This is a genomic window from Conexibacter stalactiti, assembly GCF_033542075.1.
In the GTDB taxonomy this organism is placed as follows: domain Bacteria; phylum Actinomycetota; class Thermoleophilia; order Solirubrobacterales; family Solirubrobacteraceae; genus Conexibacter; species Conexibacter stalactiti.
The window spans coordinates 1-20,554 of record NZ_JAWSTH010000113.1 but is presented as its reverse complement, the minus strand read 5'-3'; the positions used below and the strand labels follow the sequence as shown (position 1 = coordinate 20,554).

At 72.6% G+C, this 20,554-nt stretch carries 25 protein-coding genes and 1 pseudogene; 12 read left to right on the top strand and 14 right to left on the bottom strand.

The features are described from left to right. Positions 1-917, bottom strand: a 917-nt coding sequence (locus R7226_RS26865) for a peptidoglycan-binding protein (protein WP_318600471.1), incomplete at its 3' end; no start/stop codon positions are given. A gap of 196 nt (positions 918-1,113) precedes the next feature. Here R7226_RS26865 and R7226_RS26860 point away from each other — a divergent pair. Together R7226_RS26860 and R7226_RS26855 are read left to right on the top strand one after the other, a co-directional pair. Then, entirely contained in the window at positions 1,114-1,467 is a 354-nt protein-coding gene (locus R7226_RS26860) for a P-II family nitrogen regulator (RefSeq protein ID WP_318600470.1), read from the top strand. 50 nt (positions 1,468-1,517) lie between these two features. Beyond that, complete coding sequence (locus tag R7226_RS26855; protein WP_404827908.1) at positions 1,518-2,762, top strand: ammonium transporter; 1,245 nt, start codon at positions 1,518-1,520, stop codon at positions 2,760-2,762. Between the two features lie 42 nt (positions 2,763-2,804). Here the strand turns inward: R7226_RS26855 and R7226_RS26850 are convergent, their stop codons facing one another. From R7226_RS26850 to R7226_RS26840, 3 genes are all read right to left on the bottom strand, one after another. Next, positions 2,805-3,116: a hypothetical protein gene (locus R7226_RS26850; RefSeq protein WP_318600468.1), complete on the bottom strand. Its 312-nt coding sequence runs from the start codon at positions 3,114-3,116 to the stop codon at positions 2,805-2,807. Positions 3,117-3,278: 162 nt separating this feature from the next. Further along, complete coding sequence (locus R7226_RS26845; protein ID WP_318600467.1) at positions 3,279-3,944, bottom strand: HAD family hydrolase; 666 nt, start codon at positions 3,942-3,944, stop codon at positions 3,279-3,281. Next, a complete protein-coding gene (locus R7226_RS26840) occupies positions 3,941-4,870 on the bottom strand; it encodes a DUF892 family protein (RefSeq protein WP_318600466.1) in 930 nt (309 codons plus the stop codon). Before R7226_RS26840 ends, R7226_RS26845 begins: the two co-directional genes overlap by 4 nt. A gap of 141 nt (positions 4,871-5,011) precedes the next feature. On the opposite strand from R7226_RS26840, the gene R7226_RS26835 reads away from it, so the two are divergent. The 9 genes from R7226_RS26835 to R7226_RS26795 all read left to right on the top strand — a co-directional run bounded on the left by R7226_RS26835 (position 5,012) and on the right by R7226_RS26795 (position 10,704). Continuing rightward, entirely contained in the window at positions 5,012-5,254 is a 243-nt protein-coding gene (locus tag R7226_RS26835) for a hypothetical protein (RefSeq protein WP_318600465.1), read from the top strand. Next, on the top strand, positions 5,251-5,466 hold the full coding sequence (locus tag R7226_RS26830; RefSeq protein WP_318600464.1) for a hypothetical protein: 216 nt from the start codon (positions 5,251-5,253) through the stop codon (positions 5,464-5,466). Before R7226_RS26835 ends, R7226_RS26830 begins: the two co-directional genes overlap by 4 nt. After that, on the top strand, positions 5,459-5,755 hold the full coding sequence (locus tag R7226_RS26825; RefSeq protein ID WP_318600463.1) for a hypothetical protein: 297 nt from the start codon (positions 5,459-5,461) through the stop codon (positions 5,753-5,755). The genes R7226_RS26830 and R7226_RS26825 overlap by 8 nt, the downstream gene beginning before the upstream one ends. A 62-nt stretch (positions 5,756-5,817) precedes the next feature. After that, entirely contained in the window at positions 5,818-6,597 is a 780-nt protein-coding gene (locus R7226_RS26820) for a CpsB/CapC family capsule biosynthesis tyrosine phosphatase (RefSeq protein ID WP_318600462.1), read from the top strand. 151 nt (positions 6,598-6,748) lie between these two features. Next, the gene (locus R7226_RS26815; protein ID WP_318600461.1) at positions 6,749-7,567 is read left to right on the top strand and encodes a HugZ family pyridoxamine 5'-phosphate oxidase; all 819 of its coding nucleotides are present in this window, start codon (positions 6,749-6,751) and stop codon (positions 7,565-7,567) included. Between the two features lie 109 nt (positions 7,568-7,676). Next, on the top strand, positions 7,677-7,973 hold the full coding sequence (locus R7226_RS26810) for an antibiotic biosynthesis monooxygenase family protein (protein ID WP_318600460.1): 297 nt from the start codon (positions 7,677-7,679) through the stop codon (positions 7,971-7,973). Beyond that, on the top strand, positions 7,970-8,833 hold the full coding sequence (locus R7226_RS26805) for an ABC transporter substrate-binding protein (protein WP_318600459.1): 864 nt from the start codon (positions 7,970-7,972) through the stop codon (positions 8,831-8,833). The genes R7226_RS26810 and R7226_RS26805 overlap by 4 nt, the downstream gene beginning before the upstream one ends. 33 nt (positions 8,834-8,866) lie before the next feature. Beyond that, positions 8,867-9,853, top strand: coding sequence for a FecCD family ABC transporter permease (locus R7226_RS26800; protein ID WP_318600458.1), 987 nt, complete (start codon positions 8,867-8,869; stop codon positions 9,851-9,853). Next, positions 9,853-10,704 carry an ABC transporter ATP-binding protein gene (locus R7226_RS26795; protein ID WP_318600457.1) on the top strand — a complete coding sequence of 284 codons (852 nt, stop codon included), beginning with the start codon at positions 9,853-9,855 and terminating at the stop codon, positions 10,702-10,704. Before R7226_RS26800 ends, R7226_RS26795 begins: the two co-directional genes overlap by 1 nt. A 77-nt stretch (positions 10,705-10,781) precedes the next feature. On the opposite strand, the gene R7226_RS26790 is transcribed toward R7226_RS26795, so the two are convergent. The 5 genes from R7226_RS26790 to R7226_RS26770 form a co-directional block, all read right to left on the bottom strand. Then, positions 10,782-12,098, bottom strand: a complete 1,317-nt coding sequence (locus R7226_RS26790) for a hypothetical protein (protein WP_318600456.1) — start codon at positions 12,096-12,098, stop codon at positions 10,782-10,784. A gap of 128 nt (positions 12,099-12,226) precedes the next feature. After that, positions 12,227-13,537 carry an HtaA domain-containing protein gene (locus R7226_RS26785; protein WP_318600455.1) on the bottom strand — a complete coding sequence of 437 codons (1,311 nt, stop codon included), beginning with the start codon at positions 13,535-13,537 and terminating at the stop codon, positions 12,227-12,229. A gap of 109 nt (positions 13,538-13,646) precedes the next feature. After that, positions 13,647-14,213 carry a type 1 glutamine amidotransferase domain-containing protein gene (locus R7226_RS26780; RefSeq protein ID WP_318600454.1) on the bottom strand — a complete coding sequence of 189 codons (567 nt, stop codon included), beginning with the start codon at positions 14,211-14,213 and terminating at the stop codon, positions 13,647-13,649. Positions 14,214-14,284: 71 nt separating this feature from the next. Next, on the bottom strand, positions 14,285-14,623 hold the full coding sequence (locus R7226_RS26775) for an STAS domain-containing protein (protein ID WP_318600453.1): 339 nt from the start codon (positions 14,621-14,623) through the stop codon (positions 14,285-14,287). Positions 14,624-14,707: 84 nt separating this feature from the next. Further along, positions 14,708-16,111, bottom strand: coding sequence for a dihydrolipoyl dehydrogenase family protein (locus R7226_RS26770; RefSeq protein WP_318600452.1), 1,404 nt, complete (start codon positions 16,109-16,111; stop codon positions 14,708-14,710). A gap of 226 nt (positions 16,112-16,337) precedes the next feature. On the opposite strand from R7226_RS26770, the gene R7226_RS26765 reads away from it, so the two are divergent. Next, positions 16,338-17,039, top strand: a complete 702-nt coding sequence (locus R7226_RS26765; RefSeq protein WP_318600451.1) for a SigB/SigF/SigG family RNA polymerase sigma factor — start codon at positions 16,338-16,340, stop codon at positions 17,037-17,039. Positions 17,040-17,085: 46 nt separating this feature from the next. On the opposite strand, the gene R7226_RS26760 is transcribed toward R7226_RS26765, so the two are convergent. The 5 genes and pseudogenes from R7226_RS26760 to R7226_RS26740 all read right to left on the bottom strand — a co-directional run. Continuing rightward, complete coding sequence (locus R7226_RS26760) at positions 17,086-18,243, bottom strand: baeRF10 domain-containing protein (protein ID WP_318600450.1); 1,158 nt, start codon at positions 18,241-18,243, stop codon at positions 17,086-17,088. Positions 18,244-18,320: 77 nt separating this feature from the next. Further along, complete coding sequence (locus tag R7226_RS26755; protein ID WP_318600449.1) at positions 18,321-18,599, bottom strand: helix-turn-helix domain-containing protein; 279 nt, start codon at positions 18,597-18,599, stop codon at positions 18,321-18,323. 137 nt (positions 18,600-18,736) lie between these two features. Then, positions 18,737-19,591 carry a sigma-70 family RNA polymerase sigma factor gene (locus R7226_RS26750; RefSeq protein WP_318600448.1) on the bottom strand — a complete coding sequence of 285 codons (855 nt, stop codon included), beginning with the start codon at positions 19,589-19,591 and terminating at the stop codon, positions 18,737-18,739. A gap of 95 nt (positions 19,592-19,686) precedes the next feature. Further along, positions 19,687-20,037 carry a hypothetical protein gene (locus R7226_RS26745; protein ID WP_318600447.1) on the bottom strand — a complete coding sequence of 117 codons (351 nt, stop codon included), beginning with the start codon at positions 20,035-20,037 and terminating at the stop codon, positions 19,687-19,689. A 143-nt stretch (positions 20,038-20,180) separates the two neighbouring features. Next, a pseudogene (locus tag R7226_RS26740) lies at positions 20,181-20,554 on the bottom strand (hypothetical protein); the annotation flags it as partial.

The following is a 20,554-nucleotide window of genomic DNA, read 5'->3' as shown; positions in this document are numbered from 1 at the left end:
CGCGCGCCGCCCGTGCGCGGCTTCCCGCCGGCGCGCTCGGCGCCGCCGCGCCCGGCGCCGCCACGCGCCCCGCCGACGCTCGCCGACACCGCGTTCAGCAGCCGCGGGACCGGGTCGATCGGCGTGCCGAACAGCCGCACCTCGAAGTGCACGTGCGGGCCGGTCGAGCGGCCGGTCGAGCCGACCCAGCCGAGCACCGAGCCGCCGGCGACCGACTGGCCGACCGAGACCGCGATCCGCGACATGTGCGCGTACCAGGTCTCGTAGCCGAGCCGGTGGCGCACGACGACCAGATTGCCGTAGCCGCCGCTGTTCCAGCCGGCGAAGCCGACGATGCCGCGGCCGGCGGCGCCGATCGGCGTCCCGCTCGCGGCCGGGAAGTCGAGCCCGGTGTGCTTGCGGCCGCCGGGGTAGCCGAAGCCGTCGCCTATCGCCCCTGAGACCGGGCGCAGGAAGGCGACCGCGCCGTCGGGCGCGGACGTGGCTGTGAGGCTGCGATTGCGCAGCGCGGCGAGCGTCGCCGGCCCCGCGATCCCGTCGACCGACAGCCCGGCCGCCCCCTGGAATCGCTGCACCGCGTCGAGCGTGTTGGGGCCGAAGGCGCCGTCGAAGCCGCTCGGCTCGTAGCCGCGGCCGTTGAGCAGGAACTGCAATGCCGCCACGTCCCAGCCGGTCAGGCCGCTGCGCAGCGGCCGGCTGCCGAGCGACGGCCGGCCGCGGCGGCCGAGCGCGCGGCGCGTCTGCGGGCCGGCGACGCCGTCGACGGCGAGATGGCGGCGCGCCTGCAGGCGGCGCACCGCCGCGCGCGTGCGCGGGCCGGTGATCCCGTCGACCGGACCGGGGGAGACGCCGACCGCGCGCAGCCCGACCTGCAGCGCCGCGACCTGCGCGCTGCCGGCCTGTGCCGGTGAGGGCATGATGGCGAGCAGGACCACGGTGAGACCTGCAAGCGCGTGCGCTCGCTTTGCTCCCATCTCCGGAGCTTCACCGAACCGTCCCGCGCTGAGGCGCCTGAACGAAATTGTGCAGATCGCGGCCGCAACCGCGACGCGCGCGCCGCCCCACCGGCTAGGCTGCCGCCGCCCATTGGCCCGGAGCGGGGAGAGAACTGCGATGAAGCTCGTGATCGGCGTCGTGCGCCCGGAGAAGGCGAACGACGTGCTGGAGGCGCTCTACCGCGCGGAGGTGCGGGGCGTCTCGATGACCAGGGTCCAGGGCCACGGCGGCGAGCTGGACCGCGTCGAGACCTACCGCGGCACGACCGTGAAGGTCGGCCTCTCGGAGAAGGTCCGCTTCGAGATCGCGGTCTCGGACTCGTTCGTCGACCGCACGATCGACGCGCTCTGCAGCGGCGGCCGCACCGGCGAGGTCGGCGACGGCAAGATCTTCGTCGTGCCGCTGGAGCGGGTCGTCCGCATCCGCACCGGCGAGACCGACGTCGCCGCCGTCACCCCGGTGGAGAAGTGACCGCCTTCGCGGCCGCGGCCGCCGGGATCGACACCGGCGACACCGCCTGGATGCTGATCGCGACGGCGCTGGTACTGATGATGACGCCGGCGCTCGGGCTCTTCTACGCCGGCCTCGTGCGCTCGAAGAACACGCTCAACACGTTCATGATGTGCGTCGCGGCGATGGCGGTCGCTGTCGTGACGTGGGCGCTGGTCGGCTACTCGCTCGCGTTCGACGGTGACGGCAGCATCATCGGCGGCTTCGGTCACGCGCTGCTCGACGGCGTCACATTCGCGCCGCGCGAGGGCACGACGATCCCGCACCTGCTGTTCTTCGCCTTCCAAGCGACCTTCTGCGTGATCACCGTCGCGCTCGTCTCCGGCGCGGTCGTCGAGCGGATGCGCTTCGGGCCGTTCCTGATCTTCGCGGCGCTGTGGTCGGTGCTCGTCTACGCCGTGCTGGCGCACTGGGCCTTCGGCGGCGGCTGGCTGCAGGCGAACGGGACGCTCGACTTCGCCGGCGGCATCCCGGTCGAGATGGGCTCGGGCTTCTCGGCGCTGGCGGCGGCGCTCGTCGTCGGCGCGCGCAAGGACTACGGCCGCCAGGCGCTGCTCCCGCACAACGCCGTCTACGTGCTGCTCGGCGCCGGCCTGCTGTGGTTCGGCTGGTTCGGCTTCAACGGCGGCAGCGGCTTCGGAACCGGCGACGCGAGCGTGCTCGCCTTCACCAACACGCTGCTGGCGCCGGCCTGCACGCTCGTCGTCTGGTTCGTGCTCGACCTCGTGCGCGGCCGCCGCGTGACGGCGATCGGCGCGGCGACCGCGATCGTCGTCGGCTGCGTCGCGATCACGCCGGCCGGCGGCTTCCTCAGCCCCGGCTGGGCGATGGCGCTCGGCGCCTTCGCCGCGCTGCCGAGCTACGCGCTGATCGTCTGGCGCACGCGCACCCGCGTCGACGAGACGCTCGACGTGCTCGCCGCGCACGGCACGGCCGGCCTGATCGGGATCCTCTTCATCGGCGTCTTCGCGCAGGAGGCGTGGAACGGCGTCTCCGACGGACTGCTGTACGGCAACGCAGAGCAGCTGCTGTGGCAGGCGCTCGCGATAGTCGCCGCGCCGGCCTACGCCTTCGTCGTCACCTACGTGCTGCTGCGCGTGATCGGTGCCGTCACGCCGCTGCGCGCGAGCGAGCGCGAGGAGGCGATCGGGATGGACATCGTGCAGCACGGCGAGGAGGCGTACGCGACCGGCGAGGGCGCGATCCTCGTCACGCCGGAGGCCGGCTCGTCCGGCGGCGTGCCGGTCCGGGCGTAGGGCGGGAGGCGGCGCCCGCGGGCGCCGCCGTCTCGACGCGCGTCAGACGTGGACGCGCAGCCTGGCGGCGCGGATCGCGCCGGTGACCGAGTGCGCGTCGGGCAGCGCGTCGCGCAGCGCCTCGATCTCGACGCGGCGGAAGCGCGGGCCGGAGGCGTCGCCGACGTCACAGGGGAAGGCGAGCCGCTCCGACCACGTCTGCAGCGCGGTCGGCGAGACGTCGAGCAGGCGGGCGGCGTCGGCGCAGGCGAGGACCCTGTCGAAAGGTCCGTCGGTCGTCCGAGCCGTATCAGCGCAGGGGACGATTCGGTCCCCGCCGCGCTGCGACAGCTCCCATGTCGCATCGCCACTCATAGCTGTTCACCGTAACGCATGTTGGTCGATCACTCCATCGTCCTGGGCATGTTTGCCCATTTGATCCACATGCTCAAACAGTCTTGAGTGGTCGAGTGACATTTGACTGACAGGGGTTTCACCGTTCACTCACGGCCGATGAGGAGGAATGGTGAGGTTTCGTCAGCTTGCGATGCCGGCGCCGTCGAGGTCGGCGGCGAGCGCGGCGGCGTCGTCCCAGACGCCGATCGCGCCGGCCTCGCGCAGGTCGGCCGCGCAGTTGCCGCCGCTGCGCAGCGCGGCGAAGTCGATCCCGGCGTTGCGCGCCGCCTCGCCGTCCCAGACGGCGTCGCCGACCAGCAGCGCCGGCCGTGCGGAGACTCTCGCCAACGCCGTCTCGAGCAGGTCGGGGGCCGGCTTGGACTGCTCGACGTCCCCGGAGCTGGTCCAGCCGGCGAGCAGGTCGCGCGCGTCGAGCAGCTCGTCGATGTAACGCTCGACCTCCTCGGCCTTGCCGGAGCTGGCGAGCACGGTCTCGACGCCGCGCTCGTGCAGCGCGACGAGCAGCTCGCGCGCGCCCGGCAGCGGCCGCACCTCGTCGATCAGCTCGCCGAAGTGGTCGCCGTGCAGCGCGCGCGCCTCGTCACCGTGCTCCTGCTCGACCTGCTCCCCCGCGACGGCGGCGACGAGCTTGTCGCCGCCCTTGCCGACCTGACGCAGCAGCCGCCACGCCGGCAGCTCCAGACCGATGCCGCGGAAGGCGCGCTGCCACGCGATCGCGTGCAGGTAGTTGCTGTCGACGAGCGTGCCGTCGACGTCGAGCAGGACGGTGCGGTACGGAGCGCTCACCCGGCCGTGCTGCCCGCGGTCTCGCGCTCGTGTTCGGCGGCGCGGCGCTCGACCGCCTCCAGCACGCCGCGGCGGCGCTTGTGCGCGCGCTCGTACGTCGCGACGTGGCGCAGCTGCGCCGGCGTCAGTCTGTCGAGCCGTCTGACGATCTGCTCGACGTTCAGCTCGTCGTAGCCGGCGAACGGCCGGCGGTGCTCCTCACGCTCCTCGGTCGTCTCTCTCGGCGCGTCGATCGTCTCGGCGACGGCATCGACCGCGCCCGCCGCCGCGCGTCTGGCACCGGCGCTCGCGCCGCGGGCGGCACGAGCGGCGTCGGCGGCCGTGTCCGCGACGTCGCGTCTCAGGTCCCGTGCCGCCGCTCTGGCGGCCTGCGCGGCGCCGGTTCTGGCCGGGTCGTAGCTCGGTCTGCCCTCGACCTCCGCACCCACGACGGCCGCCGTCAGCGCCGGCAGCTGCGCACGCAGGGCGGCGAGCATCCGCACCTCGTCGGCGCGGTGGTCGGCGGCCAGTCTCGCCGTCAGCGTGTCCCCGGCTGCTCTGGCCAGCGCCTCGATCGCGTCGTAGGTGGCGATCTCCAGCGCCTCGCTGGCGGCCTCGTCCTTCGCGTTCTTCAGCAGCTTCTCCTCGGGACTGGCGCCGCGCAGCAGGTCGAGCGGCGTCTTGCCGAACGCCAGCAGCTGGCCGGCGAGCCGCTGGCCGACGTCGTAGACGGCTCCCACGATCGTCGGCGAGCTGCCGAGGTCGGCGAGCCGCCGCGAGATCCGCTCGGCGTGACCGCGCGTCTCGCGCAGGTGGCGTTCGAGCAGTCTGCGATAGGCGCCGCTCGGCGTCACGGCGATGTGTGCCTGCAGGGTGCGCGCGAGCGCCAGCTCCATCGCACGCGCCTCGGTCAGGTACTGGACGAGCTTGTCCTCGGTCGTCGGCATGCACAGCTCCCTGTGGGTGACGGAGGTTGGTCCCTTCCGCTTCCCGGGCTCTCGCGATGCCAAACAGCCTGCCGCCGCTCGTTTCGCCCGCTCCGCGCGGGGAAGAGTTCGAAGCGACCCCACTGACGAGAGGACGCCGCCATGCCCGTCGCAGCAGCCATGCCGGCGCTGGAGGTCCCGGAGCCGGTTGAGCCCGCTCAGCCGCTCCCCGGCGACCCCGGACCGACCGTCCCGGACCCGGCCCCGCCGGAGCCGCCCGACGCCCCGCCCGGCCCCGAGGTGCCGGCGCCGGAGCCGCCGGTGCAGCCCGACCCGCCGGCGCCCGACATCCCCAGCCCGGACCCGAAGGGCCCGGAGACCGTGCAACACCAGGAGCCGTCATGAGCGAGACCCCGAAACAGTCCGACCAGCTGCCCGAGGAGGCGCCGGCCGAGCAGGTGCCCGATGACGTCGAGGGCGCCGACGAAGGTGCTGCGCGCGAGGAGGGCGAGCGGCTCGCCAGACGTGAGGCCCAGGACACCAGCGACCTCGGCTACCGCGACTCCGACGAGGCCGACGCCTACACGAGACACTCACAGGAGGGCAGAGATGCCTGAAGATCCCCGCTGGGAGCAGGATGAGGCCGAGGCGGCCGCCGCGGAGGCGGGTGCGATCGGCGGTGTCGCCGGAGATGAGGACCTCGACCCGGCCGAGCGCCCGCTGGCGGAGGCCGGCGAAGGGGAGGCCGAGGGGTTCGAGCTGGCCGAGGAGGAACTGGTCGAGCACGCGACGCACGGCGACCAGCAGTCGGCGCACGCCGTGCTGCACGATCAGGGCAGCGACGAGGACCCGCGCGCGGCCGACCAGGTCGACGCCGAGGCCGACGAGGAGCAGAAGCCCCGGTGAAACTTGTGTGAAGGTCACATTTGCAGCACTTTTGACGAATGGGACCGGCCTAGGCTGGTCCCATGTCGTACGTCGACCTCCACTGTCATCTGCTGCCCGGTCTCGACGACGGGGCCGCGACCGCTGACGACATGCTGAAGCATGCGCGGCGGCTGCACGCCGAGGGCGTGCGCGACGTCGCCTGCACGCCGCACGTCAAGCGCGACGAGTTCCCCGGCGTCCCGATCCGCGAGCTGTCCGACCGGATGGCGGCGGCGCAGCGGGCGATCAGAGCCGCCGGTCTCGGCGTGCGGCTGCATCTCGGCGCCGAGCTGGCTCACACCGACGCGCTGCTGCTGCCCGAATCGGACCTGGAGCGGATCGCCCAGGGGCCCGAGGGCAGCAGGTGGCTGCTGCTGGAATGCCCCTTCGACGGGATCGACGACAACTTCGCGCTCGCCTTCCGGCGCCTGCAGGGGCTCGGCTACGGCCTGCTGCTCGCGCACCCGGAGCGCTCCGCCGGCCTGCTGGGCGGCGACGGGCTCGGCCGCCTGCGGCCGCTGCTGGCGCAGGGCGCGCTGCTGCAGGTCAACGTCTGCTCGCTGCTCGGCAACCACGGCCTCGACGCGCAGGACGCCGCCGTGCGACTGGTGCGCGAGGGGCTGGCCTACTGCCTCGCCTCCGACGGCCACCCCGGCTCGCGCGAGCAGACGCTCCAGCTCGGCTTCCACCTGCTGCTGCGCGCCGGCGCGTCGAGCACGCAGGCGTACCGGCTCACGCAGGCGAACCCGCGGCTGCTGCTGCGCGACGGCGTGCGCCGCCCGCTCGTCGACCTCGAGCGGGCGCTCGCCGCGGCGGCCTGACGGCCCCGTCGCGGCGAAAGAGCTTCGACGCACCATGCGCTCCGGCCGGCCGGTCGAGCTGCACGTGCGGCGCCTGCTAGCGCATGGGCGCGCACGGGACGCCACGAGCGCGAGGCTGCCGGCCAGGGCAAGTCAGGGTAACCTAACGCGAATGTCCACTCTGCGCGCGCCGAATCCCGATCACGCTGTTCCTGACGGTTTTCAGTACTTCCCGCCGCCGTTGGCTCCCGCGGAGCCCGGCGAGCGCCGCACGCCCGCCGAGGAGGCGCGCACGCTGCTGGCGCATTCGACCGTCGCGACGCTCGGCTCCCTGAGCGAGGACGGCACGCCCTGGGCCTCGATGGTCGTCTTCGGCACGCTCGCCGACGGCGCGCCCGTGATCTTCGTCTCGACGCTGGCCGAGCACGGCCGCAACCTCGAGCGCGACCAGCGCGGCAGCCTGATGGTCGCGGCGCCGATCACGAACCCCGATCCGCTGCAGAGCGGCCGCGTGACGCTCGCCGGGCGCTGGGAGAAGCCTGAGGGCGCGCGCGAGGAGGAGGCCCGCGAGGCCGCCTACAAGGCGATGCCGTACGGCAGAACGTACGCGAAGATGGGCGACTTCTCGCTCTGGGTCCTGAACGTCGAGCGCGTCCGCTGGGTCGGCGGCTACGGGATCATGGGCTCCGACGACGCCGCGTCGTACAAGGCCGCCGCGGTCGATCCGACGGCGCCGAGCGCCGCCCACGCCGTCGCGCACCTCAACGACGACCACGCCGACGCGCTGCTGCTGATCTCGCAGAAGCTGGCCGGCTACCCGGACGCGACGGCCGCGAAGGCGAGCGGCATCGACCGCTACGGGATGGACCTCTCGATCGACACTCCGCGCGGCAACGCTCCGTTCCGCGTCGGCTTCGCCGAGCGCTGCGACGAGCCCGACGGCCTGCGCGGCGCGACGGTCGAGCTGGCCAAGCGCGCACGCGGCGTCTGACGGCGCAACTCCGACGCTGGTCTTCGGTTACCCTAATTAGGTTCGCCTAAACGGGGACCCGAAGACCCTGGACACTGAAGATCTGAGAGGAAGCCACATGATCGTGGTCATGAACGTGGTCAGCGCTGCAGAAGGCAAGGCAGCGGAGTTCGAAGAGGCGTTCCGCACTCGCGAGAGCCATCTCGCGGAGGTCGACGGCTTCCTCGGCTTCGAGCTGCTGCGTCGTGACGGCGAGAACGAGTACCTCGTGTCGAGCAAGTGGGAGAGCCGCGAGGCGTTCCACGGCTGGCTCAGAAGCGACGCCTTCCGCAAGGCGCACTCCGGCGACGCCGGCAGCAGAGGCCAGCTGTCGCACGGCAACGAGGTCCGCATGTACGACGTGCTGCAGAGCGAGGTGCCCGCATGAGCCGGCGCTTGCTCGCAGCGCTGCTCGCGTCGCTCCTGCTCGTCGCCGGCTTCGCGAGCGCCGCCGGCGCCGCGACGCAGAGAATCGCGGCGCTGACGCCGTTCACCGCCAACACACTCTCGCTGCTCGGCGTCAAGCCGGTCGCGATCGGCGAGACGCTCGGCGGCCACGACAAGTTCGTCAACGGGCTCAAGGGCGTCGAGCGCATGACGCTGGCGCACCCGCTCGGTCCCAACATCGAGGAGCTGGCGCTGCTCAACCCCCAGCTGGTGCTGTCCGCGCCGGTCTGGGCGAAGGGCAACGCGGCGATGAAGGAGATCGGCATCCGCGTCGCCGAGAGCGACCCGCAGAGCGTCGCCGACGTGCCGCGACAGACCGAGTTCATCGGCCAGATCGTCGGCAAGTCGGCGCAGGCGAAGAAGCTCGCGAACACGCAGCGCGAGCGCATCAAGGTCGCCAAGAGCCGCGCCAGAAGACACCCGACGGTGCTGCTCGTGCTCGGCCTCGGCCGCAGCGTGCAGGCGTTCATGCCCGACAGCTGGGGCGGCGACGTGATCACGCAGGCCGGCGGCAGACTGCTGACGGCCGGGCTGCCGAGCCTCAGCGAGGGCTTCGGCAAGCTCTCCGACGAGATCATCGTCGAGCGCAACCCCGACATCATCATCGCCGTCCCGCACGGCACGCCATCGAACATCCCGAAGATCGCCAAGTACCTCGCGTCCAACCCCGCGTGGAAGAACACGAAGGCCGCGAAGAACAGACGCATCTACATCTCGACCGACAACTCGCTGCTGCAGGCGTGGACCAGCTCGGCGCAGTCGATCGCAGACGTGCAGACGAAGTACCTGAAGAACCGGTAGCGACGCTGCCGCACAGCACGAGATGACCCGCCGGTGAACCTTCGACAGATCCTGGTCGCCGTGATCGCGGTGGTGGCGCTCGTCGCCGCCGCGATCGGGTCGCTGACGCTCGGCGCCGTCCACGTCCCGCTCTCGAACGTCTTCGACGCGCTGACGGGGCAGGCCGACGACGGCCCGCTCAAGACGATCATCCTCGACCTGCGGCTGCCGCGGATGATCGAGGCGTTCGTCGTCGGCGCGGCGCTCGGCGTCGCCGGCACGCTGCTGCAGGGCGCGCTCGCCAACCCGCTCGCCTCGCCCGACGTGATGGGCGTCACCGGCGGCGCCTCCTTCGGCGCGATCCTGATCCTGATCGTGCTGCCCGACCAGATCGCGCTGCTGCCGGTCGGCGCGCTCGGCTTCGGCCTGCTCGCCGCCGGGCTCGTCTTCGTGATCGGCGCGACCGGCGCCGGCGGCGGCGGAGCGGGCCGGCTGATCCTTGCCGGCATCGCGATGACGGCCGCCTTCCAAGCCGGCACGACGTCGCTGATGGCGGCCTACCCCGACCGCGTCCAGGGCGCGATCTTCTGGCTCGCCGGCGGCCTCACGAGCAACGGCTGGAGAAACCTCGAGGTGACCTGGCCCTACCTCGTGATCGGCTTCGGCTTCGCGATCGCGCTGGCGCGGCCGCTCGACCGCCTCTCGCTCGGCGACGACGTCGCCGCCTCGCTCGGCTCACGGCCGCGCGCGATCCGCCTGACGGCCGCGATCGCCGCCGCGATGCTGGCCGCCTGCGCCGCCGCGATCGCCGGCCTCGTGACCTTCCTCGGCCTCTTCATCCCGCACGTCGTGCGGATGGCGTCGGGCACGACCAGCAACACCTACGTGGTGCCGGTCTCGGCGCTGTCGGGCGCGGCGCTGATGATGGTCGGCGACACGCTCGCGCGCACGGTCGCGGCGCCGATCGAGCTGCCGGTCGGGCCGCTGATGGTGCTGCTCGGCGTGCCGCTCTTCCTCTACCTGCTGCGGAAGCAGACCTGATGGCGTTCGGTCGTCAGGCGCCCGTCTTCGATGCCGGCGCGCCGCTGCTGGAGGCGCGCGACGTCGCCGTCGAGATCGGCGGCAAGCAGATCCTGCACGGCGCCGACCTGCGCGTCGACGCCGGCAAGCTGATCGCCGTCGTCGGCCCCAACGGCGCCGGCAAGTCGACGCTCGCGCGCGCCGTCGCCGGCCTGCAGAGACCGTCGGGCGGCAGCGTCAGATGGAGCGGCGTCGAGATCGGCGAGCTGCGCGGCCGCGCGCTCGCGCAGCTGCGCGCCTTCGTGCCGCAGCGCTCGCGCGTGCCCGACGGCGTGTCGGTGCGCGAGGCGGTCCGGATCGGCCGCTCGCCGCACGTCAAGCCGCTCGGCCGGCTGATGAGAGCCGACCACGAGGCGGTCGAGCGCGCGATGGAGCGCGCCGGCGTGCTGCAGTTCGCCGAGCGTCATCTGACGACGCTCTCCGGCGGCGAGCTGCAGCGCGTACAGATCGCCGTCGGGCTGGCGCAGGAGGCGCCGGTGCTGATGGCCGACGAGCCGACCTCGCACCTCGACCTCGGCGCGACCGCGACGCTCGCGAAGCTGCTGCGCGGCCTGACCGCCGACGGCCTCGCCGTCGTGCTGGTCGTGCACGATCTCTCACTCGCCGCCGCCGTCGCCGACACCGTCGTGGTGATCGCCGACGGCCGCTCGGTCGCCAGCGGTCCGCCGTCGGAGGTGCTCGTGCGCGAGCGGCTGCACGAGGTCTGGCACGTCGATGCGGCGCTCGAGCAGCGCGACGACGGCCACACCGCCCTCCACATCGCGTGGCTGGGGCGCAGAGAGCCCGACTCGGGCTTCGACACCGGCGCCTGAAACGCAAAGCGCCGGCCGGCGCGAACCCCGTAGGGCCCGCGCCGACCGGCGCCGGAAGCTGCGTCGCGAAGCGGGGCTCAGCCCTTCTTCGCGGCCTTCTTCGCCTTCTTGGCGGTGATCTTGCCGGTCGTCTTGACCGTGCTGGTTCTGCCGTTCGCGGTCAGCTTGACCGAGACCGACACCTTGACGGTGCGGCCCTTGAGCGCGGCAAGCGCCTTCTTCGACAGCTTGACCTTGACGGTCGCGCTCTTGCCGGCCTTGACCGATTTCGGCACGACGACCGTGAGCGTGTAGCGCTTCTTGCCGATCTTGACCTTGACCGACTTCGGCGCCGACAGCGTCGCGTCGACGTTGGAGGTGACGCGGCCGATCTGCACGCTGCCGTTCTTGCCGACCGTCTGCGCCTTCTTGAAGTCGACGGCCTTCGGCGCGAGCGCCGGCGGCGTCACCGGCGGCACGACGGGCGGGACGACCGGCGGGACGACCGGCGGCGTCACCGGCGGCGCTGCGGCGAACGTGATCGGCGTCATCGTGTCGAGCGAGCGGTCCGGCACGCCGTGGGCGGCCATCGTCAGGATCCCGCACTCGATCACGCGGCAGTCGAACGATCTGCCCTCTCTCGTCGTGTAGGTCGGCGAGACCGTCAGGGTCGTGCTGAAGGTGCCGTCGAGGTTGAGCGTGTCGCCATTGGCGGCCGGCGCCGCGCCCGGGCGGATCCACTTCGTCGTCGCGAACGTCGTCGCGTTCGTGAAGAAGTCGGCCGTCTTCGGGCCGTAGGCGAGGTAAAAGCCGATCCCGCCGTTCTTGTTCGGGTCGAAGCCCGTGCCTCTGACGGTGACCGTCGTGTCTGCGTCACGGCTGAGGCCGGTCGTCGGCGCGGCGGCGACCGTCGGGGCGCCGATGCCCGGAACGGCGAAGTGAATCGGTCTGGTCGCGATCAGCGTGTCGTCGGGGAAGCTCTGCGCTCTCCACGCGGTGACCGCACACTGGGTGACGGAGCAGTCGACGGTCGTCGCGCCGCTTCTGAAGGTCTTGGCGACGGTGACGGTCGTCGTGAATCTGCCGTCGGCCTCGATCCGTCTGTCGGCCGCCGCGGCGCCCTCTCTGAGGGTCGCCGCGCCGGCGAAGTCGAACAGGGTTCTTCCGTCGACTCTCGCGGTGAGCGCGACGTAGGCGCCTCTGGCGGGGTCAGTGTTCGGCGCGCCGAACTCGGTCCCGGTTACGGTGACGACCGTCGGCGCGGCGACGTCGAAGTTCGACGTCTGTCCGAGTCTGATCGACGGCGCCGCAAGGGCCGCCGGGGCGGCGGCCGCGAGCGTGCCGGCGGTGAGGGCGAGCGCGAGGCCGATTCGGCCGGCCGGTCGCGTCCGTGCTGCGATTGGGTTCATGCGCATGCGGCGCAAATCCTCCTGGGGGATGGGCGTGCCAGCGGTAAGGGTAGCCTAATTAGGGCTTCCTAAGGCTGCTCATCCCTCACCACGGCCGCCCGCGAGGCGCGGGCGGCGTGGCGAACGCGCGGCGCTCAGCCGGTCGTGACGACGAGGTTGCGGATCGAGCCCCAGGCGTTGCTCTCGAAGTACATGTTGCTGAACAGCGTCGCGCCGGCGTTGGTGATTCTCGCCGCGAGCGGGGCGTAGGTGAACGTCGGCGCGGCCTCCGTCGGGGCCGGGACGGTCAGCTTGAAGAGGTCGACGCGCTTCGCCGGCAGGTTCGAGCAGGCCGCCCCGGTGACGGTGAAGACAAGCCGCGAGCTGGCGCCGTTGAGCTCGATCTCGGGGTTCTTGAAGGTCAGGTCGATCCCGTGCGCCTCCCAGAGGAAGCGGACCGCGCCGGTGTAGGCGAGGCGGCCCTTCGAGTCGCTGCCGGCCGCCTGGTACCAGCTGTTGGCGGCATCGAAGGCGAACGTCGCCGAGTAGACCAGCGTGGGGCCTCTGGTCGGGTCCGGGAAGCTCTCCGTCCCCTCCGGATACTTCTCTCTCGCGCCGAGCGTCGCGCCCTCGCTGACCTGGATGCCGTCGTTGGCTCCCAGGCCGCTGCTGATGTAGCGCATCCAGCTGTCGCGGCCGTACCAGACCATCGGCGCGCTCGCCACATTCGACGCGCCCTCGGTGGGGCGCGCGAGCGGAGCCGCGGCGGCCGGCACGGTGCCGGTGCTGTAGCCGTCGCACACGGCCGGGGCCGTCGGCGTCGGCGTGGTCGGCGTCGTGGGCGTCGTCGGGTTCGTCGGTCTCGGGACGTTGCCGGTGCCGGTCGATCTGTTCGTCCCCGGGCCGAGCTTCGCCGCGACCTTGACGGCGCCGAGCGGCGCGGCCGGCAGGCGTCTCAGCGCCAGACGGGTGCGCAGCGCCTTCGCGCCGGCGGCGGTCAGACGCGCTCTGCCGCCGTCGACCGTCGCGGTGCGGTTGGCGGCGTCGAGCGAGACGTCGCGCTTGGGCGCGGTCAGCGCGAACAGCGTCACGCGCTTGCCGGCGAGCTTCGCCGAGACCGTCACCTCACGCGTCCCGATCCGCGTCTGCCACGCCGTCAGCCTGGCGCTGCGCGCTCTGCCGCCGACCGTGCTGCGGAAGGTCACGCTGCCGCCGTGCTTGAGCGTCGCACCCGCCGCGACCGTGCCACCCGAGACCGGCAGGACGATCCGGCTGGCGGTCGCGCGCGCCGGCTTCTGGGCGCTGATACGCACCTTCTGGGCGTTCAGCGCCGACGCCGCGGCGCCCTTCAGCTCGATCGTGGTGCTGCCGCTGGCCGCCGCACCGGCGGTGGCGGGCAGTGCCACGGCCGGCAGCGCCGTCAACGCGAGCACGGTGGCGACGCTGCGCGGTCGGAGACGTGTCATGCGGATGATGCTCCTCGGGGTGGAGGTCCGATCGGAGGCGACCCGCACGACGATCCGCGCCGTCAGGGCACCCTGAAGGTCTTAGGGTACCCTAACGGCGCAGCGGTGGTCACGCCGCGGCGTGCTGCCCGGCGTGCTTGCCCTCGGCGAACTCCTCGACCAGCTTGGCGCAGAAGGCCGGCAGGTCGTCGGGCTTGCGGCTGGTGACGAGGCCCTCGTCGACGACGACCTGCTCGTCGACCCAGTTGGCGCCGGCGTTCTTGAGGTCGGTTCTGAGACTCGGCCACGACGTCAGCGTGCGATCTCTGACGACGTCGGCCTCGATCAGGGTCCAGGGGCCGTGGCAGATCACCCCGACCGGCTTGTGCTGCTCGAAGAAGTCGCGCACGAAGCCGATCGCGTCGGCGTCCTGGCGCAGGAAGTCGGGGTTGGCGACGCCGCCGGGCAGGACGAGCCCGTCGTAGTCGTGGGCGCTGACCTCGTCGACCGTTCTGTCGGCCGTGAAGCGGTCGGCCTTGTCGAGATGGTCGAAGCCCTGGAACTCGCGTTCGAGCGAGACGAGGTCGGTCTCTCCGCCGGCGTCGAGAACAGCTTTCAGCGGCTCGACCAGTTCAACCTGCTCGACGCCGTCGGTCGCGAGAAAGGCGAAGCGCTTGCCGTTCAGTGCATTGCTCATGTCGGTCCTCCTTGATGTCGGACGTGACAGGAGCGCTACCCGCCGTGCGGCGAGGAAAACAGCGAGGGTCGCTACGTCGCCTGCGCGCCGGCCGGCTCGTCGACCATCTCGAGCCGCTCGTCCAGGCGCGTCATGCGGAAGATCCGCTGGACCGCCTCGGGGCCGCGCACGACGACGAGGCGGCGCCCCTGTTCGCGGGCGCGCGCGTCAGCGGCGACGACGATCCGCAGACCGGTCGAGTCCATGAAGGCGAGCCTGCGCAGGTCGAGCACGATCGCCGGCGGCGCCTCGCGTTCGATCCGCGTCAGCTCGCGTTCGACCTGACCGGCGCTGGCGATGTCCAGCTCGCCTTCGAGCGCGAGCCGAACGGTCGTGCCGTCTGTCTCGGTGGTGAGCTCCAGGAGGGTCATCGAACGAGAGGCACGATAGCGGCTATCGCACCTGCATGTGCGGAAGTTCGCCCCCTTCGCGGCGGCCTCACGCCGAAAGCGCTTTCACGCCGTCTGCTCGGCCCAGTCGGTCAGCTCGAGCCAGACCTCGCTGCGCGTCGGGAAGGGCGCCGCCACCTGCGCGATGCGGTCGACCGGCACGGCGCCGGCGACGGCGATTGCGGCGGCGTGGACGAACTCGGCGACGTCGGGCCCGACGAAGGTCGCGCCGACGAGCGTGCGCGCCGCGGTGTCGACGACGAAGCGCGCGTGCTGCTGCTCGCCCTTGCCGGCGAAGCTCGCGCCGGCGGTGTGGTCGATCCGCGCGTCGACGACGTCGACCGCGAGGCCGGCTCTGCGCGCGGTCGCCTCCGTGTGGCCGACGGCCGCGACCTGCGGCTCGGTGAAGATCACGCGCGGGGGAGGGCCGATCGGGTGCACTCTGGCGCTCTCCTGGCCGGCGATCTGCGCGACGGCGACGCGCGCCTGCAGCTTGCCCTGATGGGTCAGCAGCTCGCGGCCGTTGCAGTCGCCGATCGCGTACAGCCAGTCGTTGCCCGGCACGCGCATGCGGTCGTCGACCTCGACGGCTCTGCCCGGCTCCAGCCCGACGGTCTCGAGCCCGAGCGCGCCGGTGTGCGGCGCACGGCCGGCCGCGACCAGCAGCACCTCGGCGCGCAGCTCCTCGCCGCTCTCCAACGTCAGCACCGAGGTCGCCTCGGCGGCGTCGCGGCGGGCGCCGGTCGCTCTCACGCCGACCCGCAGCTCGACGCCGCGGGCGCGCAGACCGTCCGCGACCCGCTCGGAGGCGAGCTCCTCCTCCTGCGCGATCAGCCGCTCGCCGACCTCGACGAGCGTCACCTGCGCGCCGAAGCTCGCCCACGCCTGCGCCATCTCGACGCCGACGACGCCGCCGCCGAGGATCAGCAGCCGCGGCGGCACCTGTCGCGCGGTCGTGATCTCGCGGTTGGTCCACGGCTGCAGCTCGCGCAGGCCCGGCACGGGCGGGATCGAGGCGCCGCTGCCGACCGCCAGCACGACCGCGCGCCGCGCCTCCAGCAGCAGCTCCTCGCCGTCTCTGCCGGTCACGCGCACGCGCCGCTCGCCGTCGAGGCGCGCGACGCCGCGGATCAGCTCGATCCCCTTCTCCTCCACCCATGGCAGCTGCGTGCTGTCATCGAGGTCGTGGATCACCTCGTCGCGGCGGCGCAGCGTGGCGATCGTCTCCAACGACGTGTCGCTGACGCCCGCGACGCGCTTGGTCTCCGCGACGAGCGCACCGGGGCGCAGCAGCGCCTTCGACGGCATGCAGGCGTAGAAGGCGCACTCGCCGCCGACCAGCTCGCGCTCGATCAGGATCGTCTCGATGCCGCGGCCGGCGAGCTTGCCGGCCGCGACCTCGCCGGCCGGGCCGGCGCCGATCACGATCGCGTCGCACGTGCGGTCGGGGGTGGGGGAGGTGGTGTTCACGCGCTGACCCTACCCCGCGCCTGAGGTGGGCAACCTGACAGCCGAGCCAGCGGCGAGCGCCCCCGGCGCCTGGGCAGGGACGACCCGGGGTAGCGGTCCTGACATGCCCACCAGAGGCCCGATCGTCCGCTCCGCGGCGTCGCGGCGGCGGGGCGACGGAGACGGAAATCACCGAGCCAGCAGCGATCGCGTCCACGGGACCCGGCGGCTGCTGGAGCGGTATCACGTGCGCGGCGACCGACGCGCGCGCGAGGAGCTGATCACCCGCTTCCTGCCGCTCGCACGTCAGCTGGCGCTGCGCTACTACCACGGCCGCGAGCCGCTCGACGACCTCGTCCAGGTCGCCTCGCTGGGCCTCGTGAAGGCGGTCGACCGCTTCGAGGTCCGCCGCACGACGGCGTTCGCCAGCTACGCGGTGCCGGTGATCCTCGGTGAGCTGCGGCGCTACTTCCGCGACAACGGCTGGTCGCTGCACCTTCCGCGCGGGTTGCAGGAGGCGGTCCTCGCCGTCGACAGAACGGCCGCGCGACTGCAGAGCGAGCAGGGCCGGTCGCCGACCCCGGCGCAGATCGCCGCGGCGCTCGACCTGACCGTCGAGCAGGTGCTGGAGGCGATGGAGGCGGCGCGCGCGACCGACACGGTCTCGCTCGACGCGCCGCGCCCGACCGCCGACGGCGAGCGCGACGCGCTCGTCGACGCGCTCGGCGACGACGATCGCCGGCTGGAGCTGGTCGAGTACCGCGAGGCGATCGCGGGCGCGCTCGACGCGCTGCCCAGACGCGAGCGCGAGATCCTCTGGCTGCGCTTCCATGAGGACCGCACGCAGAGCGAGATCGCGACGCAGCTGGGTGTCTCGCAGATGCAGATCTCACGACTGCTGCGGCGGACCGTGGATCGCCTCCGCACGGTCGCCGACGCAAGCGGCTGAGCGGCGGCGGCGCGGAGAGGTGCGCCGCCGCCACGTGTGAACGGATTCAGAAACGCAGCACGGACGCGATCCCTCCGTGCGGGCCCAGCTCGGGCCGATCTCGCAGCGCGTGGACGTCGGCACGCTGCACGATCGCGGCGGCGATCGCGTCCTCGAGGATGTTGTCGCGCGGGACCGCGTTCCCTTCGCCGGAGGGGCAGCCGCCGGGGCCGACGCCGAGCCAGCCGGAGGTCGGGCAGGCGTAGCCGGGGGAGGCGAAGCCGGCTTCGTAGAGCAGCGTCGAGACGCGCCGCTCGTTGAGCGCGTCGAGCACGTCGCCGAGGCCGGCGGCGGCTTTCTCGCCATGTGCGAGACCGGCATTGAGCTTGTCCAGCAGCTCGCCGAGATGGCGTTCGTCGGCGGCCGCGAAGAGCGGCTGCGCGGCCGCGAGCGCCTGGTCGGCGCCGGCGTTCTCGACGTCGACGTCGAAGCGCCCGAGCAGCCGCTCGCGCAGGTAGGGGTGGAGCATCCGCTCGAAGTCGGGCCAGCGCTCGGCGGAGATGCCGATCGCGAGCCGCTTGAACGGCTCGCTGCGGTAGTGGTCGAGCAGCGCGGTCGCGGCGTGGTCGAGGTGCTTGCGGACCTCCTCCTCGATGCTGCGCTGGTAGTTGGACTGCGACAGGCCGCCGTTGTCGTGCTGGCTCGGCACCAGGTCGGCGAACGCCTCGACCTCGTGCAGCGAGCCGTCGGGCGTGTCGGCGAACAGCCGCAGCGTGCGGCGGTTGACGAGCGCGATGCAGCGCCTGCCACGGCCGTGGCCGATCAGCGGATCGAGCCACGGTGTGTCGTTGACGACGACCGCGCCGGGCACTGCGTCGGGGAGGCGCAGCACCTCGAACAGGTCGGAGGGGCCGGAGGCGAACAGCGCGAGCGCGTGGGCGCCCTTGGCGGAGAAGTCGCCGCGGAGGAAGTCACGCACCCTCCCGACGTCAATGCGCAGCGCTTTCTTGGCGTCGTTGTCGAGATCGGCGTTGCGCGCGTGGCGCTCCGCCGCGTCGACCAGGGACGTGATCTGGGAGGCTCGAGCTGGCTGCGTGCCGAACGAGGCGGGATCGAGGTCCATATAGACGCTCAGCACCTTGTGTCCGTTCTGTGGGTGCAGCGCTGCGAGCCGGCGAAGCCGGTCGTGGTCGAGGTCGTTGACCTGCACGTCTGTCCTCCTCATGGTCACCTGCTCACCTTGGGAAGTACCTGCTGACGGCAGGGCGGAAACCCCGGATCACGCCGGCTCGCCGTGGGCTCTCATCTGCGTCTGCGTCGCCGCCGTCTCGGGGGCGGGTCGGTCGACCGTTCCTCCCACAGCAGCACCAGCTCAGACAGCTCGAAGCCGAGCCCGTGAGCCAGTTTGATCAGCACGCGGAAGGTGGGGTTGATCTCGCCGCGCTCGATCGCGCCGACGTAGTTGCGGTGCAGCCCGCTTCTGAAGCCGAGCACCTCTTGCGATAGACCGCGCCGAGCACGCAGCTCGCGCACGGCGCGCCCAAGTCGCTCGTGCTCGCCTGATTGGATCTCAGTGCTCATGGGCCAGAAACATTTCAGTCTCTGCGCCGCGGGTCTACAGCCTCGTTCCGGGCAAAAAGCCCGTGGAAACTGGTGTTAGCGATGTTTTGGTCGAGATCGCTCGATCCATCACCACATTTGTGGTGTCAACGAGGCGCTCAGGCGGCGTCGGCGAGCGCGGCCAGATCGCCTGAGGTCGCGAGCTGCGCGAGCGCATCCCGCTCGATCGCGCGCACCTGCGCCGGCGCCAGCGCGAGCTGGCGGCCGATCTGCGCGTGCGGCAGCGGCGCGCCGTCGGCCTCGAGGCCGAAGCGCAGCTTGATCACGTCGCGCTCGGGGGAGGGCAGCCCGTCGACGCTGCGGCGGACCGTCTCGCGCCGCAGCAGCAGCCCGACCTGCTCGTCGATCAGCGGCGCGTCGCTCGGCAGCAGCTCGCCGAGCGTCGTGTCGGTGTCGGCTGACACGACCTGGTCGAGGCTGGTCAGCGAGCGGGCCAGCTCGCGCAGCTCGGCGACCTGCGCCGCCGGCATGTCGGCGGCGAGCGCGATCTCGCCGACGGTCGGCTGACGGCCCAGCTCGGCCTCCAGCCGTCGCGCGGCGGCGGCGACCTTGCGCTCGCGCTGGGCGACGTTGACCGGCAGCCGGATCGCGCGCCCGTGGCTCGCCATCCCGCGCTGGATCGCCTGCCTGATCCACAGCGTCGCGTAGGTCGAGAAGCGGAAGCCCTTGCGCCAGTCGAACTTCTCGACGGCGCGGATCAGCCCGACGACGCCCTCCTGGATCAGGTCGAGCAGGGCCAGCTCGCTGACGCCCTGGAAGCGGCGGGCGATCGAGACGACGAGGCGCAGGTTGTGGTTGACGAGCCGTTCCTTGGCGCTCAGGTCGCCGCGCTCGATCCGGCGCGCCAGCTCCAGCTCCTGGGCCGGCGTCAGCAGCGGATAGCGGCTCGCGCGCCGCAGAAACAGCTGCAGCGCGTCGATCGTGTCGTCGGGGGCGGGGTGGTCGTCTGCCATCTCCTGACGGCATGTACCCGGGCCGCCCCGCCCGCATGCGAGCGGCCGCTCAGCGTGCCCGCCGCCGGCAGCGGCGGGCGCTGCCGATCTGTCGCTCAGCCCTTCTTCGCGCGGTAGGCGAAGGTCACCTTGTAGTCGCCGCGCCAGGCGCAGGTGACTCTCAGCGGCGGTCTCGGCCCGAACGGGTAGACGCAGTGGAATCTGCCGATCACGCAGTGGGTCGAGGTCGGGCGGCAGGCGCCGTTGCGGGCGACCGAGCGCTCGTGCGTCTTCGCCATTCTGCGCGCCTCGGGGCATCTCACGACGGTCGCCTCGATCGCGTACACGCGCGTTCTCGGCAGCGAGCCGCACGCGACCGCCGCCGCATGCGGCGCCGCCGTCGCCGTCATGGGTACCGCCGCCAGCGTCGCGACCACGACCGTCGCGGCTGTCAGGTGCCGGTTCATCGTCTCCCCCGGATCGTTGACCTGGTTGGAGCCGATTGTCGCATCTGCGACGAATGCGGCGCGCGGGTTGATCGCGGGGTGGGCGCACGGGCGCGCGCGGCGCGGGAGGCCGCGCGCGCCCGCGGGCGAGGTGCCCGCGGCGCTCAGCGCGCCGCGCTCACCTTCTTTCTGACGGTCCGCGCGGCGCCGCCGCGCGGGGTCGTGGTCACCGTCAGCTGTGCGGCCCGCCGGCCGGCGATCGTGATCCGCAGGCGGCCGCGGCCGCTGGCGACGGCGACCCGCCGGCCGTTGCGGACGGCGGTCGCGCGGACGCTCGCGCCACCGGCGACCGTGACCGTGCAGCGCAGCGCGGGGATCCGTCTGCGCGCTCTCACGACCGTCGCGGCGACGCAGGCGATCGTCGGCATCCCGGCGCTGGAGCCCGGGCGGCCGGCAGGCCCGGCCGGACCGCTCGCGCCGGAGGGTCCGCCCGCGCCGGTCTGGCCGGCGGCGCCCGCGGGGCCGGGCCCGCCGGCTG